Origin of the sequence: Paraglaciecola mesophila, assembly GCF_009906955.1 — a bacterium.
GTDB lineage: Bacteria > Pseudomonadota > Gammaproteobacteria > Enterobacterales > Alteromonadaceae > Paraglaciecola > Paraglaciecola mesophila_A.
Genome location: NZ_CP047656.1, coordinates 762,596 through 779,908, shown reverse-complemented (window position 1 = coordinate 779,908; position 17,313 = coordinate 762,596). Strand labels below are relative to the sequence as shown.

The 17,313-nt window shown below is 43.7% G+C and carries 14 protein-coding genes; 5 read left to right on the top strand and 9 right to left on the bottom strand.

Annotation, left to right across the window (positions count from 1 at the left end; all coding sequences use genetic code 11):
- The first annotated feature begins 218 nt into the window (after positions 1–218).
- Together FX988_RS03210 and FX988_RS03205 are read left to right on the top strand one after the other, a co-directional pair.
- Positions 219–1,001, top strand: coding sequence for a phytanoyl-CoA dioxygenase family protein (locus FX988_RS03210; RefSeq protein WP_160178313.1), 783 nt, complete (start codon positions 219–221; stop codon positions 999–1,001).
- Positions 1,002–2,141: a 6-bladed beta-propeller gene (locus FX988_RS03205; protein WP_160178312.1), complete on the top strand. Its 1,140-nt coding sequence runs from the start codon at positions 1,002–1,004 to the stop codon at positions 2,139–2,141.
- A 165-nt stretch (positions 2,142–2,306) separates the two neighbouring features.
- Here FX988_RS03205 and FX988_RS03200 read toward each other — a convergent pair whose 3' ends face one another.
- Entirely contained in the window at positions 2,307–3,827 is a 1,521-nt protein-coding gene (locus FX988_RS03200; protein WP_160178311.1) for a methyl-accepting chemotaxis protein, read from the bottom strand.
- 104 nt (positions 3,828–3,931) lie between these two features.
- Here FX988_RS03200 and FX988_RS03195 point away from each other — a divergent pair, with 104 nt between their 5' ends.
- Positions 3,932–5,185: an ABC transporter substrate-binding protein gene (locus FX988_RS03195; RefSeq protein WP_160178310.1), complete on the top strand. Its 1,254-nt coding sequence runs from the start codon at positions 3,932–3,934 to the stop codon at positions 5,183–5,185.
- Positions 5,186–5,230: 45 nt separating this feature from the next.
- Here the strand turns inward: FX988_RS03195 and FX988_RS03190 are convergent, their stop codons facing one another.
- The 4 genes from FX988_RS03190 to FX988_RS03175 form a co-directional block, all read right to left on the bottom strand.
- Positions 5,231–5,500: a helix-turn-helix domain-containing protein gene (locus FX988_RS03190; protein ID WP_160178309.1), complete on the bottom strand. Its 270-nt coding sequence runs from the start codon at positions 5,498–5,500 to the stop codon at positions 5,231–5,233.
- Positions 5,501–5,562: 62 nt separating this feature from the next.
- A complete protein-coding gene (locus tag FX988_RS03185) occupies positions 5,563–6,648 on the bottom strand; it encodes a glycoside hydrolase family 117 protein (RefSeq protein WP_160178308.1) in 1,086 nt (361 codons plus the stop codon).
- Between the two features lie 43 nt (positions 6,649–6,691).
- The gene (locus FX988_RS03180; protein WP_160178307.1) at positions 6,692–7,639 is read right to left on the bottom strand and encodes a sugar kinase; all 948 of its coding nucleotides are present in this window, start codon (positions 7,637–7,639) and stop codon (positions 6,692–6,694) included.
- A 1-nt stretch (position 7,640) separates the two neighbouring features.
- A complete protein-coding gene (locus FX988_RS03175; protein ID WP_160178306.1) occupies positions 7,641–9,230 on the bottom strand; it encodes a sugar porter family MFS transporter in 1,590 nt (529 codons plus the stop codon).
- Between the two features lie 426 nt (positions 9,231–9,656).
- Here FX988_RS03175 and FX988_RS03170 point away from each other — a divergent pair, with 426 nt between their 5' ends.
- Positions 9,657–12,038, top strand: coding sequence for a beta-galactosidase (locus FX988_RS03170; RefSeq protein WP_160178305.1), 2,382 nt, complete (start codon positions 9,657–9,659; stop codon positions 12,036–12,038).
- Positions 12,039–12,148: 110 nt separating this feature from the next.
- Here FX988_RS03170 and FX988_RS03165 read toward each other — a convergent pair whose 3' ends face one another.
- The 4 genes from FX988_RS03165 to FX988_RS03150 are packed head-to-tail and all read right to left on the bottom strand — an operon-like array spanning position 12,149 to position 16,748.
- A complete protein-coding gene (locus tag FX988_RS03165; RefSeq protein WP_160178304.1) occupies positions 12,149–13,375 on the bottom strand; it encodes an ABC transporter permease in 1,227 nt (408 codons plus the stop codon).
- A 13-nt stretch (positions 13,376–13,388) separates the two neighbouring features.
- The gene (locus FX988_RS03160; protein ID WP_160178303.1) at positions 13,389–14,696 is read right to left on the bottom strand and encodes an ABC transporter permease; all 1,308 of its coding nucleotides are present in this window, start codon (positions 14,694–14,696) and stop codon (positions 13,389–13,391) included.
- Positions 14,689–15,399 carry an ABC transporter ATP-binding protein gene (locus FX988_RS03155; protein WP_160178302.1) on the bottom strand — a complete coding sequence of 237 codons (711 nt, stop codon included), beginning with the start codon at positions 15,397–15,399 and terminating at the stop codon, positions 14,689–14,691. The genes FX988_RS03160 and FX988_RS03155 overlap by 8 nt, the downstream gene beginning before the upstream one ends.
- A 50-nt stretch (positions 15,400–15,449) precedes the next feature.
- Positions 15,450–16,748: an efflux RND transporter periplasmic adaptor subunit gene (locus FX988_RS03150; RefSeq protein ID WP_160178301.1), complete on the bottom strand. Its 1,299-nt coding sequence runs from the start codon at positions 16,746–16,748 to the stop codon at positions 15,450–15,452.
- Positions 16,749–16,906: 158 nt separating this feature from the next.
- Here FX988_RS03150 and FX988_RS03145 point away from each other — a divergent pair, with 158 nt between their 5' ends.
- Entirely contained in the window at positions 16,907–17,215 is a 309-nt protein-coding gene (locus tag FX988_RS03145; protein ID WP_160178300.1) for a DUF1272 domain-containing protein, read from the top strand.
- The last annotated feature ends 98 nt before the right edge of the window (positions 17,216–17,313 follow it).

Genomic DNA, 17,313 nt, shown 5'->3' with positions numbered 1-17,313 from the left:
CTGATAATACCTTTTGGTGGGCCTAATGCCTAGCAAAGCCACATGGATTAACATTTTTATCTGCTGGCTAAACGAGCATGACATTGATTTTTAATAATAAATTAATATTTGTATATGAATACTATATTTTTATATGAATGCTAGCTTGCGTGTAAAGCAAATTTGCGCCAATATTGTTAACAATTTACTACAGGTTTGATTAACAAGAGGACAAATCTATGAGCAAGATCACATTAACTGATCAACAAATTGCAGATTTTCATCGCAATGGGTACGTCATCGCTAGAGGCTATTACAGCGAGCAAGAAATCGCTCGTTTACAAGAAAAAGCATTTAATGATGACGCTTTACATGATCGCGCTTGGCACAAGAAAGATTCAGGCGGGGCCGTTAGTAAAGTTTGTTTGTGGCAAGAAACAGGAAACGACCTATACAGTATGTTTTCCCGTAGTCGTCGTTTATCTGAGGTATGTGAAACTCTTATTGGTGAACCTATTTATCACACCAGTACCAAGATAATGATGAAAGAGCCCTTTGTGGGTGGGGCATGGGAATGGCATCAAGATTTCGGTTACTGGCATCGCGACAATTACATGCTTTACCCAAAAGCCATCAGTTGTATGGTGGCTATTAATCGCGCCACAGTTGAAAATGGCTGCTTGCAGGTCCTAAAAGGATCTCATCATTTAGGGCGCTTAGATCACAATAAAACCGGTGATCAGAAAGGGGCCGCACTCGATTTTGTCGAAGAAGCGAAGAAGTATCATGAATTGGTGAATGTAGAACTTGAGCCTGGAGATGTATTGTTCTTCCATTGCAATCTGCTACATAAGTCAAATCAAAATCGTGCGGCAGAGCCTCGCTGGTCAATGATTTGTGCGTACAACGCGGTCAGCAACCAAGCGTTTCAAGAAAATGAAGCGAAATTTTACCCGTTTAGCCCAGTAGGCGATGACGCCATTATAAATTGGCAAGAAACAGACGAAGGCAAGGTATCGTAAATGTCTGTTTTCGACGCTAAACAGCAAAATGCCAAGCAACAGAACGCACCAGAGGCTTCTAGCGCTTTACTTCCAGGGTGGGTGTTGCCTAAAACGATGCGTGATCCCCATGGGATGATCGTCGGTCAAGGTGAATTTACCTATAGGGTTAATATGCACTGGGGGCGTCTTGATCCCCATCAGACACCAGTGGAAAATTGCCACGGGTTAGATATTGATGCCAAGGGCAGAGTGGTCATGATCACTGACGAGCCACGCAATAACATCCTGATATACAACCGTGATGGTAAGTTACTGGATGCGTTTAGCACGCATATGCCCGGTGGACACAGCGTAAAGGTTATCAACGAAAACGGTGAGGATTTTATGTATCTCATCGACAGCGGGTGGGTGAAAAACCGTTTATGGGACGGGCATTCAACTGAAGCATGGGATTCTCCGTATAATCGCGTTGTGGCGCAATCAGGGTTTATTGCAAAATTAGACATGTCGGGGCGTTTAATTTTTAGTATTGGGCATCCCCAAACGTATGGTGTGTACCAGCCGGATCAACCTTTTAGGCCAACGGACATTGCCATCAGTGATAATGGTGATATGTATGTTACCGACGGTTACGGTTCTGATTACTTATTGCAATACAATTCTCAAGGACAATTTATTCGCCGCTGGGGCGGCCATGATAATTCTGACCCCAATTACAACTTATCCAATACCCATGGTATTGGCATTGACACACGAAGCGGTTCATCTGAGTTGTTAGTGAGTTCACGCGGGGCACAGTGCTTGAAGCGATTCTCTATGACGGGTGAATATTTAGGTACGATTGATGCCAATGGTGCGTATATTGGGGGGCCAATATTTAAAGGTGAGCATTTTTACGCGCCTGTATGTTGGTCGCATATTGATGGCAAAAACCAAGATGACTCTGGATTTATCAGTGTGTTTGATAAACACAATCGTGTGGTGGCGAATCTTGGCGGCACGGTGCCTGAGTATATAAATGACACGTTGCAGCCTATGCAAAGCACATGGGACGTGTTTAATCACTGCCATGGCTTGTGTGCCGATGAAGACGAAAACCTATACATTGGCCAGTGGAATGCAAACCAAAGTTATCCTATTAAGTTAGAGCGTGTGTAATACCACTCCACTTTATGATTTACGCTGAATAATAACAAACTCGTCAATTTGACGGGTTTGTTATTTTTAGGAGGTAAAGGTCTTTCGGTAGGCCTTTTTAGCAGCCGAAGGCACCCTCAGGCAGCGTGATAAGAGAGGTACTGCGAATCTCCATGTTCTATCTGACTAAATCTTAAACTTCTCACTTAATTCAGCAACAGAATGACTCATTTGGACAATTTGTTGATTTATGGCAGAACTACGCTGGGCGATATGTAACGTGCGTTCGTTACTGTCTTTAATGTTTTCAACGTTCTGTTTAATTTCGCCTAAGGTATTTTTTTGATTGTCTGTGTCCGTTGCTATTCCCTGTGCCCCCTTAAGACTGCTTTCAATGGCGTGTTTTATATCACTGAACGTGTGTTCTGCTTCTGCAACGGAGTCAACATTTTCAGCCATCATCTTTTGACCATTTTGCATAACGGCTAATGTTTCAGCTGATTGTTGTTGAAGCTTTTCGATGATCTCAGTGATTTGTCCGGTTGAAACTTGCGTGCGCTGGGCAAGGGTGCGAACTTCATCTGCGACGACAGCAAATCCACGGCCTTGTTCGCCTGCTCGAGCCGCTTCGATAGCAGCGTTGAGCGCCAACAGGTTCGTTTGGTCGGCTATACCTTTAATAACCTGAATCACGGTATCAATCGATTGAGAGTGCTTTTCAAGCATTTCTGTTTTGCTTGTTGATTCTTGCATATTCTGCGCAAGTGTCTGTATCAACGCACTTGAGCTATTAACTTTGCGCATGCCTTCACTGGCTAAGGCACTGGTGCCTTGGGTTATATTTGATGATTGTGACGCTTTATGCGCTACATCTAGGGCGGTTTGATCAAGTGCCTGAACCGCAGACAAAATCATAGACACTTGGCTGTTCAAGTCTTGAACTTGGGTATTGAGTTGTTCAACGTTTGTCTGGCTATCGTTGGCGCTGGCGTCCAAAGTTTTAGATACACTGACAATTTCACTCACCACACTGTGTACATTATCGATAAATCGGTTGATACCTGTGGTTAGCACACCGAGTTCGTCGGAACTGGTATAGTTCACTCTTTGGGTTAAATCGCCATTGCCATGGGCAATATCCTGTACGCGAGCGGTAATGTTCTCTAGCGGCGCTACCACCAACTTACTGATGAATATACTCATGAAGCACATGAGCACAGCGTCCAGTATCACAATTTGAATAATTGAATGAAAAATTGCGTCTGATAGCGCGTTGTCTAATGTGGCAGATGAAAACGTCAGTTCAATACTACCGGCATCGATCAAGTCCTCTTGGTCTTTGAATTGGATCGTTTTTTTAACTCGTAAATGAACATCGCCGGTAAATTCGTTTGTTGTGGTGTGTTGATTTTGCTCATCCCACGTCACGCTAAATAAGCGCTCGTTGTCTCGGTTGAAGGCGCGCATTTCAACGAGATCGTTTGTGCCTAGCTCAGCTGTCGCTATTTGAGTGGCATTGTCAATATTGTAATTCCACAACGAGTCCGCCAACGTAATACTAAGGCGCTCTGTGGTATTTTCTGCTGACTTAGCGACTTTATCAGCTAAGCTCACTTGGTTTATCGATGTGGTAATGATTTGAAAAACAACCAAGGTTAACGTAACCACAATAAAGGTAACTAGGTTTAGTTTCTTACGAAGATTCATATTACATCCAAGTACTGAGTCTATTCTTTGATAAAGTATGATAAATATTAACAATCGGTTAGTGTAACTATAGTATTATAAAATTGTTACTAAAAAGGATGTTTATGTTTAGTTGTCGGCATCAATGGCTAAGCCCTTTAATCTTGTTTTATTCTTGGATCCTGCTGAGCTTATTTATTTTAAGTCCAGCGTCGGCTCAAACCATAGAAGTGGCCATTTTAAGTACGTCTGGACCGCAAAAGACCAGCTTTTTACGTCATGCTAAATCATTTTCTGAGCAGTACCCAGGTAGTGAAGTGAAGTTATCTTTTTATTCTGATGCCGAGTTTAAGAAATTAATTGTTCAATGGCTCGAGCAAGGTAGAGGCCCAGATGTGCTAACTTGGCAAGGCGGACCTCGGCTTTATCAATATGTACGAAAAAATCAGGTAAAAGATTTAACACAGATGTGGCAAAGGCATGATCTTGATTCGTCGTTTAGTGAGGGCGCCATTGGGGCTATTTCTCTGAATAATAAACGATATGCAGTCCCCACTTCCTATTACCAATGGGGTTTTTACTACCGAGCATCAGTATTTGCAGCGCTTAACTTACATCCCCCGAAAGATTGGCAATCCTTTTTAATTGTGTGTGAAACCCTGAAAAAAGCAGGGATCACGCCTATTACTATAGGCGCAAAAAATAAATGGACATCTGCAGCTTGGTTTGATTATTTGAATTTGCGGCTAAACGGTTTGGATTATCATCAACGTTTATTGCAAGGCGACATTCCCTTTACTGATATTGGGGTGCGAGAGGTGTTCGAGAAATGGAAAGTATTATTAGATAAAGGCTATTTTACAACACGCTATAATGGGTGGGATTGGCAACAAGCAATGCCATTTATGTACCACAAAATGGCAGGTATGACCCTTATTGGTAATTTTTTTGCAGGAGGGTTACCGCCGGTACTGAAAGAAGATTTTCGGTTTTTTCCATTTCCTCAAATGAAAACGTCAATACCAGCCTACGAAGAAGCGCCTATGGACTTACTCATGGTACCGAATTACGCACCCATGAATAAAACCGTTGAGCAATACTTATTGTCAATTGCCGGATTAGACTTTCAGAAAAGTTATAATGATGTGTCGTCAATGATTTCGCCAAATAAGCATGTGAAAAGTAAAGAAGATTATTTTATTAAGCAGGGGCAACAGGTGTTAAATCAAGCCGCAGGTCTTTCGCAATTTTTTGATAGAGATACCAATGAAAAAATGGGCAGTGCAGGGACGGTTATATTCACTGAGTTTATGGACACTAGAGATGTAGACGCTACCCTTGAGGCACTTGAGCGTGCTCGACAAGCCTATTTGTTATAGGCCTCGAGGTGATAAGGACGTGCGTAAACAGCCTAAACAATGCGTTTAGGCTGTGTATTTACGCCAAAAATTAATGTCAGTGGGGCTGTTGTTCCGTGCAGCACGTTCGCAGCGCATCGATGCAAGTACCTCAAATGGATCAAGGGCAAGCATTTCAGCTATCTCTACCGCCAATCTGTCATCAATGGAGCCTGTTTGGTTACGATACCGGCTAACGGCTGAACGCGATACACCAAGCTTTTTGGCAACGGTGTTGTCAGATCGCAGGCGGTATTTTTTCCTCAACATGTCGATTAATTGCATGCTTTTGTACATGGGTTCATCCTCTTACTGTTGTACGTAAACATTGACTTTTGATGTCCACAGTTGGTTCACCACTAGTTACTGTTTTGAAAAGTGCCAGCGTCCAATATTTGTTTTTTCAGGCGATAGCGACAGATGTAATTCCAATTCCAACTCGGATCGTACTTGTGACACAAACCCCAATGTAAGCCTGGGGCAGGGGTGTCTTGTGTTTCGCTAGGGCGATAAAGGCCAATCGCTTCTGGCGCACCTTTAATATGCGCTTTAATATCAAAATTAATGCCGTCTGGAGCAAATTGAATGGTGTTCTTTTCTGGCCCATCTGTGGTTAATAAGCTAGCAACGCCACCTTGGTAATTCCACACCACCACTTCATGGCCGCTGTTACTGATTGGGTTGTATTCTGATTTACGATAAGGCCCTAAAATGTCGTCGGCGATAGCAACACCATGCTTGATTTCCCGGCCACCAAAATTCATTTCTTCGCCCATGGTTTCTCCTTTGTAATACAAATGGAATTTTCCATTGAAAACCAACAAACAAGGATCGTGCACTTTATGACTGTCAAAGCTGCCTTTTGACTTAACATGGAAACGGTTGTCTTCTTCGCCCAACCATTCGCCGTCCATAGAGGGGCTGAGAATAGGCGCGGTTGATTTTACCCAAGGGCCAAAGGGCGAATTCGCGTGCGCGATAGCAATTTGTTCGATTTGCCGATTAGTGTAGGGAAACTGCACCGTCTGATATACCAAATAGTATTTTCCTTCATGGGCGAGCACTTCTGGGGTAAAAACTGCGCGATCGTCAAACTCTCCCGAGGCGCCTCTTTGAATCGCTGGGCCTTGCTCCTGCCATGTTTCACCATCATTTGACGTGGCGTGCCACACTTCCGTTAAATCCCACGGGAACACTTTATCCTCTGGGTTACTGCTACCAAAACCCACGGTTTCACCGGTACCTTTGGTATACCAGCAATGATACACACCATCTACTGATATCACAGACGTTGGGTCTCGACGGATCACGCCTTCTTCAAAGGCAAAATCACCTTTAAGGGGGCTGGTTTCGAATTCGATCATCCAGTCAGCGTTCTTTGAATCGTAACCGCGCTCGATAGCGCGCTTGGTGGCTAGGCTTTGTTTTTGATTGGCCTGGGTCATTAAATTGTCCTCGTACTAACGGTAAGATGTTATCCAATAAGCGTCAAAACGCTTGAGTAAATTGTTGGCGGAATACATCAAAAATGCTGTGCTCTACAATCGCCCCCTGGTGTTGTACAACAAGGCCTGCAGCGCCTGTTGCTTGTTCAATCGCGGTTTGAACATCCTTGCTTGCCATTCTGCATGCTAAGTACACGCCGGCAAAAGAGTCTCCCGCAGCGGTTGTGTCGCGCTGCACTTTGGCAGGGGTAAATGGCACATGACACACGGCTCGGTCGTTTTCAAAGGCAAAAACGCCTTGTTTGCCCGCTTTAATAATTAACTCGCTAACGTGAAGTTGTGAGCAATAGCCAACAATCTCTTCAACTGACGTGTGACCAAAGAGGTCATAGTGGTCGTCGAACCCTGGTAGTACAATGTCGCTTACGCTATAGGCGGCTTCAAGCCATTGAATAGCGTGGTCCTTGGTGGACCACATCTTAGGACGATAGTTTGGATCGAATGCGATTTTGCTGCCATTACTTCTTAACCGCTTTATTAAGTCAATAAATCGGGACTTGTCATCTTCCGCTAATATTCCCAGCGATATACCACTGAAATATACCAAGTCAAAATGTGGCCAAGTCGGTTCGCTATCGCTTTGCTCAATTAGATACATTAGCTGGGTAGCTGCTGAGTCTTTGCGCCAATAATCAAACTGTCGCTCACCACTGGGGTCATTCTTTATCGCGTATATACCCACATTATGATCCGGTGAACAGAGTACAAATTGACCTTCTATACCGTGTGCCTTCCAATGTTCAGTCATCATGCTGCTAAACATATCTTGGCCAATGCCAGACAAAAAGAAACAATCGATTTCAGGTTGCCAACGTTTGGCGTACACCAATGAATTATACGTATCACCTGCGAACGAATGCTGTAATGAATGGCTGTTACTTAAACTGAGTTCAACCATGCATTCGCCGATGGCTAAGAGTGAGTTTTTCATATTAGGCCACACTCACTTTGCGTTTAGTGCTGTCTAAATCTAATTCGATCTCTTCGATGGTTTTATTCTTGGTTTCAGGCATGATTTTAAACAAGATCACAAAACCAATAGCACCACTTATGGCATAGAACAGGAAGATATTACTGGCTCCCATGTGACTTAGTTGCCAAGGAAAGAACTGTTGCACTAAGTAGCTAACAATGCTCGCTAGTAAGGCAAACATAGGAATAGCAGTACCGCGGATCGCGATAGGGAATATTTCTGAGAACAGCACCCACATAACAGGGCCGATCGAGAAGTGAAATGCAGCGATATAACCCATTACACCAATGAGTATCATGTTCGCGTTGACATTGGTCGCCATCTGCATCAGTTGTCCTTCGTGTCGTCTGAATTCCTCTACGCCAATAACTGTCTGCAATTGATTCTTAAATTCTATATCTGAAGAGAACGCCGTATTTAGCATATTGTGCATACTGGCGATCTTGTGTTCGTTGGCAAATGTTGAGATCTGCTCTGGGGTTAGCATGTACGTGGCATGGCTAAATGCATAATGACACATAAATAAGCTAATGGTCCCCGCTGCTAATCCGTATATAACGAGTGGTCGGCGCCCGAGTTTATCCACTAAGAGCACCGCTGCTACAGTAAATAGGACACTGACTAACCCGACGATCAGCGCCTGAAAAAACGCCGCGTTCGTACCCAATCCCACTTGCTCGAATACGGTAGGGGCATAGAACATAATCGCATTGATGCCGGTAATTTGCTGTACTACGCCCATGGTTAAACCAATTAGCGCTGCTTTGCGCATTTTGCTTCCGAACATGGCTTTGATGGCTTCCATGGTAGAAAGCGTGTGTTTATCTCCAAGTTCAACACTATGCTGGATTTGTTCCAGCTCTTTATTGACTTCTTCGGTCGTTAAAAATTGCTGCAACACCGATTTTGCTTCTGTAATACGGTTATTCATGACTAACCAACGTGGGCTGCGAGGGATTAAAATGAGCAAGAAAAGCCATATGACGGCAGGAATAATTTCGATACCCAGCATCCAGCGCCACGTATGTGTATCTATGCCCATAGCAGAAACCCAATCCGCGTCCATTTGTGAGACTTGCAGTATCATGTAGTTGGCAAAATAAGCCGCAGAGAGGCCAATAACGATATTAATTTGGATCATGGCGACTAACTTACCACGCAGTTTTGGCGGTGCAATTTCACCGATATACATGGCCGCCACGGATAGAGACGTAAACGCCAAGCCACCAACAAAGCGCGCCGTCACCAACATTTCAAATGAGAAAGCGCATACAGATGCCACTGCAGATAATATGTACAGAAAGGAAATAATGAGTAACGCTTGACGACGACCGTACTTATCGCAAATTACGCCTGTTATCAGTAAGGCAAATAACACACCAAATCCAGGCGCACTGACGACAGCACCGATTTGTAGGTCTGACAGGGCAAACTCAGCGGAGATAAAACGCACTGTACCAGAGATGAGGGCAGCGTCTAGACCAAAAATGAATCCTCCGAATGCCACTACAATGGCGCAGAAGAATACATGTTTCACTTGATTATTCATTGGTGTTCCTATTTTGCTTGAGTCACAAGGTTACTCAAATCGTCTTTGCTTAATGCTAACGCAAAAATTGATAATTGTTAACAATTAATTATTATGAATGCATGAAACTAGCACGGCGGTTTTATCACACTGATATTACGTGGGCTAAGAGATTAACGACGTGCAGCGGAATGTTAATAAATTTATGCTGGGTGTTTCACGATTGTCCATTAACAGGCTATTTTTCGATGCAGTATAAGACATTTATCATCAATTGTTGTCGACTTTTGCTCTAATAAGATATTCAAATATATGATTTATCAGCATAAGTTTACGGCAATGCAATTAAAATCAAAATTTAATTAATTGTTAACAATTTACATGATGAGTTCACTGTGTATAATGCCGAATTGTAAATTATGTTAATATTCTTTCAGAGGGACAATTATGAATGCCAGTAAAACGCTATTGTTTAGCGCAATTGTTAGTGCGTTAACAGGGTGTAGTACCAGTGAAACCAACGACCCTAAAAGTGGTTTTTCTGATACTCAGTTTCAACAAAGCCAGCAAGGTGAAAAGGCCGGAAAAACACTTGAAACCTTATTTGTTGCCTCTAACGATGGGTCCCTCAAAGACGTTAAATACACCAATGCGACCGGCACGGTAACTGAGTCTCCAAACAGCGGCTTGACCGTCGTGTTTCATGGTAAAGAAAATATCAATAGTGCGGTGGACTTTGTTCCTGATGAGCCGTGGGATTGGAGCGACTTGGATAATTTTAATATTGCGTTTGATATCGGCAATCAGGGTGAGCACTCCGTTCAGTTATATTTGAACATTTCAGATACCAACGGTGATACTTATACTCGTTCTGTCAGTGTGCCCGTCGGGCCACAACGTACTTATTATGCAAAAATGGCCGGCCATGACTTAGCCAAATCCATCAGTGACGATAAGAATGAATTTAACTTTACCTCTGGTCTGCGTTCAAACCCAGATACTTGGACATCAGACGATACGCAATTTATTTCTTTATGGGGTAAGAAAAACCTGAAACTCAGTGGGATCAGCAAAATTTCCTTGAGTGTGCAAAATAACTTGTTTGATAAGCAGATTACGATAAACGATATACGTCTACGCCAAAACCCACCCATGGATACACTTTATCTTACCGGGGTGGTCGATAAGTTTGGTCAGAATGCGAAACGCGAGTTCGACGGTAAGGTTCATTCGTTAGCGGAATTAAAAAACGCCCGTGACAAAGAACTACAAGCACTCGATGGAAAATGGAACGTTCCTCGCTCAAAGTGGGGTGGTTGGTTAGAAGGCCCAAGATTGGAAGCTACCGGCAATTTCAGAACAGCGAAATATAATGGCAAGTGGAGTTTAGTGGACCCCGACGGCTATCTTTATTTTGCAACGGGTATCGATATTATCCGCTTGGCGAACTCTTCTACCATGACAGGTTATGATTTCCCGCCTGAGGTATTAGTAAAAGCTGATAACGCAGATGTTACGCCGTCTGATTCACAAGGGCTTAACCGCGTGAACGACAGTGCTGTTCCCGCCCGATTCGTGGCATCTGAATTACGAAAAGATTTATTCACATGGTTACCTAGTTACGATGAGCCCATGGGAAAACACTATGGTTATCGCACTGGAGTGCATTCTGGGCCACTAAAACAAGGGGAAACATATAGCTTTTATGCGGCCAATTTGGACCGTAAATATAGCGGTATTAGCAACGACTATATGCAGAAGTGGCAGGACGTGACGCTAGATAGAATGCGCAGTTGGGGATTCACCTCGCTCGGCAATTGGACCGACCCAGCCTATTACGATAATCAGCAAGTGCCGTTTTTTGCTAATGGTTGGATTATTGGTGACTTTAAAACAGTGTCAAGTGGTGATGATTTTTGGGGCAACATGCCGGACGTATTCGATCCTAAATTTAAAGCGCGCGCCATGCATACGGTTAGCGTGATCGCCGATGAAGTAAAAAATACCCCTTGGTGTGTTGGGGTGTTTATTGATAACGAAAAGAGCTTTGGGCGCAGCGAAACGCCTCAATCACGTTACGGCATCGTATTTAATACCTTAAAACGAGATGGTAGCAAGGTGCCCACTAAGGCAGCGTTTACCAAACTAGCTAAAGACAAATACATTTCGATTGAAGCATTAAATTCAGCTTGGGGGAAAAACATTGCTTCGTGGTCTGACTTTGATCAAGGAATTGATTCTGTTCTTGCCACCAACAAAGCACAAGAAAAGCAACAACTGGCGGATTACAGCGAAATGCTTTACGCCTATGCTGATAAGTATTTCTCAATAGTTGATACCGCCATGCAAACCTATTTGCCTAATCACTTGTATTTAGGTTCGCGTTTTGCTGATTGGGGGATGCCGATGGAAGTGGCTAAAGCCGCTACTCAGTACGTGGACGTAATGAGTTACAACATATACAAAGAAGGCCTACATCCAAAAGGCTGGGGATTTCTAGATGACTTTGACATGCCATCAATCGTCGGGGAATTTCATATTGGCGCGACCGACAGTGGTTTATTCCATCCTGGTTTGATACATGCAGCGAATCAGCAAGATCGCGCTGATATGTACCAAGATTATATGGGCACGATCATCGACAACCCATATTTCATTGGTGCGCATTGGTTTCAATATATGGACTCGCCGATCACAGGTCGCGCCTATGATGGTGAAAACTACAATGTTGGTTTTGTCAACGTGACTGACACTCCTTATGCCCCTATGGTGAATGCTGCTAAGAGCCTGCATAAAGGTATGTATGAGCGACGCTTTGATAATAAGTAAGATATGAGATAAAACCAGCACAGAGAAAATCATTAGAAGCGCAGTCAAATTTGACTGCGTTTTTCTTTTTAATCCCTAAAAAATGGCGATTTGTTTCCTCCAAAAATAAGCTAAATACTGCGAGTTGCCATAGCGGGTGACACACTCATCGCCCTTACTGCGGGTTTAATAACGGCCAGTTGGCTGATGAAAAATAATATAAGCACACCTATCGGTACGTAGAGCAAGGGCAGTGGCGTTAAGGAATATCTATCCACCAGAAATAGGTTTAGCATAAAGGTGAGCAGCACCCCAAGCACCGCTCCAACCGAGCATAATAAGGCGTTTTCTAGCATGAAATATTGAAGTATTTGTGCCTTGCTTGCGCCCAGAGCCCTGCGTATACCGATTTGCTGACGACGCTTATCAATATTAAAACTCGCCAGACCAGCCACACCCATAGCCGTTACGAACGCTAACACTACAATTACCACCAACAGAATACTTACCGTTGCGATATCAGCTGCATAGATTTCGTCCTTGGCTTGTTGAATGCTTTTTACCTTGCGGATCACACGTTGGGTATTTTCTTTTGCAAGTTTAGCTGTCACGCTTTGCATAAGGTCATTGAGTCTACCTGGCTGAGTACGAATGACATAACGCGCTGAGTTATGGGTCACCCGGGCAGGGGAGATAATGGTCTTCTCAACATGAGGCCATTCAACCCAAGGGGCATGTAATTGTTTAACGATCCCTTTGACAATAAGCGGCGTATTTTGATTAACAAAAAGCGTTTTACCCACAGCCGTTTGCCAATGTGATTCGCCAAATAACGCTGTTGCAGTTGCTTTCGATATCAACACATGGCTTGGCCACTGGCTATCAGCTTCGTCTAACCAAAGGGTATCTTGCGCACTGAAATTTTCACCTGCGACTAGGGTTAAACCAAAGGTGTTTATCCCGTGCTCGTCAAATTTATAACTCGCGGCAGGAATAAGCGCTGCGTCTTTATCGGTTGTGGTTTGTAGTTCATACCAATTGCCGCTATCTGATAGAGGAAAGGAATTGGTTTGTACTGCATCGATGACGCCATTAGTGGCGCGAATAAGGCGTAAATCACTTTCGATTGTGGCGCGAGGGTTAAAGTCTTGAGTGAACCCGGAACTGGTTAAAAAAAAGGTATTTTGCTCATCAATTCCCGTATGACGCTCTATGTGTAAAAATCGCTCCCAGGTGATGGCCAGCCCATTGGTAATGATTGCCATCGTAATCGCAATTTGAACAACCACTAAAATAGCGCTAAAACGCTGGCCCATTAATGCCCGAAAAATAGGACCCATATTGAGAAAAAGTTGCATCACAAAATCCTATTTATTGTTTAATCTGCATAGCTGGGACAGGCCTACAGGCAGAGTAGACAGGTATTAACCCTGCGATAATGGTGCCTACAACAGCGAGCGAAATAACACTGGTCACTACCGTTAAATCTAATTCAATCAATTGCCCGTAACCTGCGTAAAGTGTGGCAACACCTTGTAAGCCAAAAATAGCAAGTAATACGCCTAATATTCCGCCACATAAGCCGATAAACACAATTTCGACGGAGTATTGCAAAGTAATTTGACTGAAATTCGCCCCTAGTGCTCGGCGTAATCCTATTTCACTGTGCTTGGTGTGTAATTTAGCGCTGAGTAAACTGGCTGCATTGATAAGGCAAACGAGTAGAAACATGACCGACAGCCAAAACATCACTTGTATGTCTTGTTTCACCACTTGTTTGTATTCCAACCATTGCACAACGTTTAAAAGACGATTGTTGAGCGGTCGTGCAAATCGACCAAGTGTTTTTTGTTGGGTGACATAGTTCGTTAAGTATTGGTTAAACTGTGCTTTTTCGTTACTATCTTCAAGCTCTACCCAGAGTTGAAAGTTAATGCATTCCGAGTGCAAAAACGCATCGTAACGCTCGCTTTCCACTGCCTTCCAGCAACTAGTAATACCGCCATGGGGTAATTCGAATACGGGTTTTAAACCAAGGGGCAGATAAATATCTTCTGGCGCACTAAATGCGCCATAAGACATATCGTAAAACTTAGGAGACAGATGCCAATCATCAAGCACCCCAACAACGGTAAATGTCGAACCAAGCATTGTCAGTGTTTTACCCACTGAGTTAACCCCATTAAACACCCGTTGATTTGTTTCTTTGCTAAGCACAACCACATAGTCGTTATTTTGCTCTGCGCTTTCATCCCAACCTGCGCCATAGATAAACGGTGTATCAAACATGGGAAAAAAGTCTTTACTGGTCACGCGCATGAGTGCCAAAAAGGGCGTTAAGCCTTGTTCTGACGGATTAACCATACCCCAAGTGATTGCACTGGCGCTTTGTCGCTTTGCTTGTTTGGCATTCACTATATTGTTGGCGTCGGTCCAAGTGACTAATTCTGGTGGTAAATCTGGGGAAATAGCAGCTTGATTGGGATCCCAATTATCCAACTGTACGCGAAACAATTGACCACTCTTGTGACTGATAGGGTCAGCAGACATACTGCTAACAAGGGTTAAGGTGATGGTACACGCAGCTATCCCTAGGGCAATCGTGAGCATTGTCAGTAGGCTATGCACTTTTGCGCGCATAATACTGCTAAGGGCAAGTTGTACATAATATTTAAACATTGATTGCGTTAACTGATTCGGGGCGGGCGATAGGTCCTGTTGAATCACATACTTTACCGTCGCGGACTATGATTTGTCGCTGAGCTTGTTCTGCCAAGCTTTTATCATGGGTAACCATAATAATGGTTGTGCCGCTTTGATTAATTTCTTGTAGCAAAGCCATCACGCTCTTTGCCATATCGCTGTCTAGGTTTCCCGTTGGCTCATCGGCCAGTAAAAAGCGTGGAGAACCGGCCAATGCGCGGGCTATAGCGACGCGCTGCTGTTGCCCGCCTGACAACTGTGAAGGGAGGTGCTTCAAACGTTTACCAAGACCAACGCGTTCTAAGCTGTTGATGATACGTTCTTTACGTTGGCTAGCGTTAAATCCACGATAGCGTAGGGGAACATCTACATTATCGAATAAATTTAGATCAGGAATTAGGTTAAAACTTTGAAAAATAAAGCCGATTTTTTCATTGCGTAATTGGCTTCTGGCTCGGTCTTTTAGTCCTTGAATGTCCTGACCATCTAAGGTGTACTGCCCGCTGTCAAAGGTTTCTAATAACCCCGCCACATTTAAAAATGTTGTTTTACCGGAGCCTGAGGTGCCAGTTACGGCTAAAAAGTCACCCTCATTTACTTGTAAACTGAAATCCCGTAAAGCATGGGTTTGCACCACGTCAGTGGTAAAGGTCTTACCAATATTATTCATCGTTAACATACTTCACCTTGTTATTATTTTAATTCAACGTGTATATGTGTAGCGTCTACCTAGCGGGCTAGCATGACGGTTTGTGCTCCCTTTAGTGCATCGGTAGATGAAATGATCACCAGATCGCCTTTTGTTAACCCGGCTAAAATTTCTACTTCACTAAGGCTGCGCGCGCCTATGGTAATAGGCTGGCGTAAGGCCATGTCGTTTTTAATCACATAGGCAAATCGGCCATTGTCACTTTGCAAAAATTGCCCTCGGGTTAGGGTTAGGGCATTTTCTTTGTGTTCCATCAATATACGGGTACTAAGGCGCTGATTTTGCCGTAAGCCTGCTGGTTGTTGTAGTGCTTCGCCTTGTTCATTTTCTTTGGCGAAGCGCACGCGTCCTGCCACTTGATTGTTCTCAATTTCAGGGGAGATGGTGACCAGCACAGCAGCAAATAATTGATTATTTAAGCTTACTTGGGCATCCATGCCTATAGCGAGATCGTCGGCATAGCTTTCGGGAATATCGACTTCTAATTCAAACTCAGACAAATCCACGACACTTAATATGGGCTGATTTTTACTGACCTGATTTTTTTGTTGCACCGCTAAGTTTCCCACCATACCGTTAACGGGCGAGCGCACTTCTAGTTGAGCCACTTGGCGTCTGGTTTCTGCCACTTGTAAGGCCTGACGTTCAACTAATAATTGTTGGGTTTTAAGCTCAAAATCGAGGCTTTCTTGATCTAAGTTGGCATCTTGTAGCGCATGCTTGAGTACCAGTTGCGCGTTTTTTAAATCATCTTGGGCTTTTTCAAAATCAATTTGGCTGATGGCGTGAGTGGCATAAGCGTTGTCTGCTCGACGTTTTTCCCTTTCAGCGGCGACCATGGCCACTTTCGCTAAATCAGCGGCTTTTTGTTTTTCTAACGCCAATTTTTTACCCTGGATACGTTGTCGGTCTAACTCTAGTTTATTGCGCTGTAAGCTTGATTCTTCTTGTTTAAGCTTATTGGTCAACTCTGGGCTTTCAATGGTGGCTAATAGCTGGTTTTTTGTGACTTTATCGCCAGCATCGACCTCAAAAGTGATAGTGCCTTGAGCTGGGCTATAGAGGCGAGGGCTAATGGCCGCAACGACTCGACCTTGCACGGATAAGTCACGCACAAAGTCTTTTTCAATAACGGTGGCCACTCTGACATTTTGCATGGATAAACTGGTATCCGCTGATGACCAATTTGTTATCGTGCTCCAAAATGTAGCGACAATAAGAATGCACACCAAGGCAACGACGAGCACACGCCAAAGTCGTTTTTTGCCGGCGGGTTTCTCAAGCAGGGTATCTTGGGCACTGGTGTCAGTAATATTCAATTAAGTTCCTTGTGACATTTGTCATAGGCGCGTACATTTAATTCAGCACTTAAGCCTTTCAACGTCTTGTTTATCAAGGGTAAATTAATTGCGCCTGAGTGTCTATATATCAATTTAACACTTTCTTACATTTACCAAAAAAGGATGAGATAAACACTATGTTAGCCCTACGTCCTAGCTGTGAACACTGCAACAAAGCACTAGCGCCAGACGCACAAGATGCCATGATATGCACGTTTGAATGCACATTTTGCCAAGTGTGTGTGGAGCAACTGTTGGAAAATGTTTGTCCTAATTGCGCGGGGGGTTTTAGCCCAAGGCCGATTCGACCAAGGCACAACTATGTTAACCATAATTGCCTTCAAACCTACCCTGCAAGCACTGAGGTGGTGCATAAACCGGTGGATCTGAAGAAACACAAACTACTGCTCAGTATGCTCAAAGGTTTGGCGCCGGAGCTTAGGTAGAAAGGGATTCATTGAGTCAGTTAGATAAATTTCGATGATGCTTGTGTATAAGATGTTAAATCTATAACGTCTTATTTACTTAAGTCAGAGGAATACGT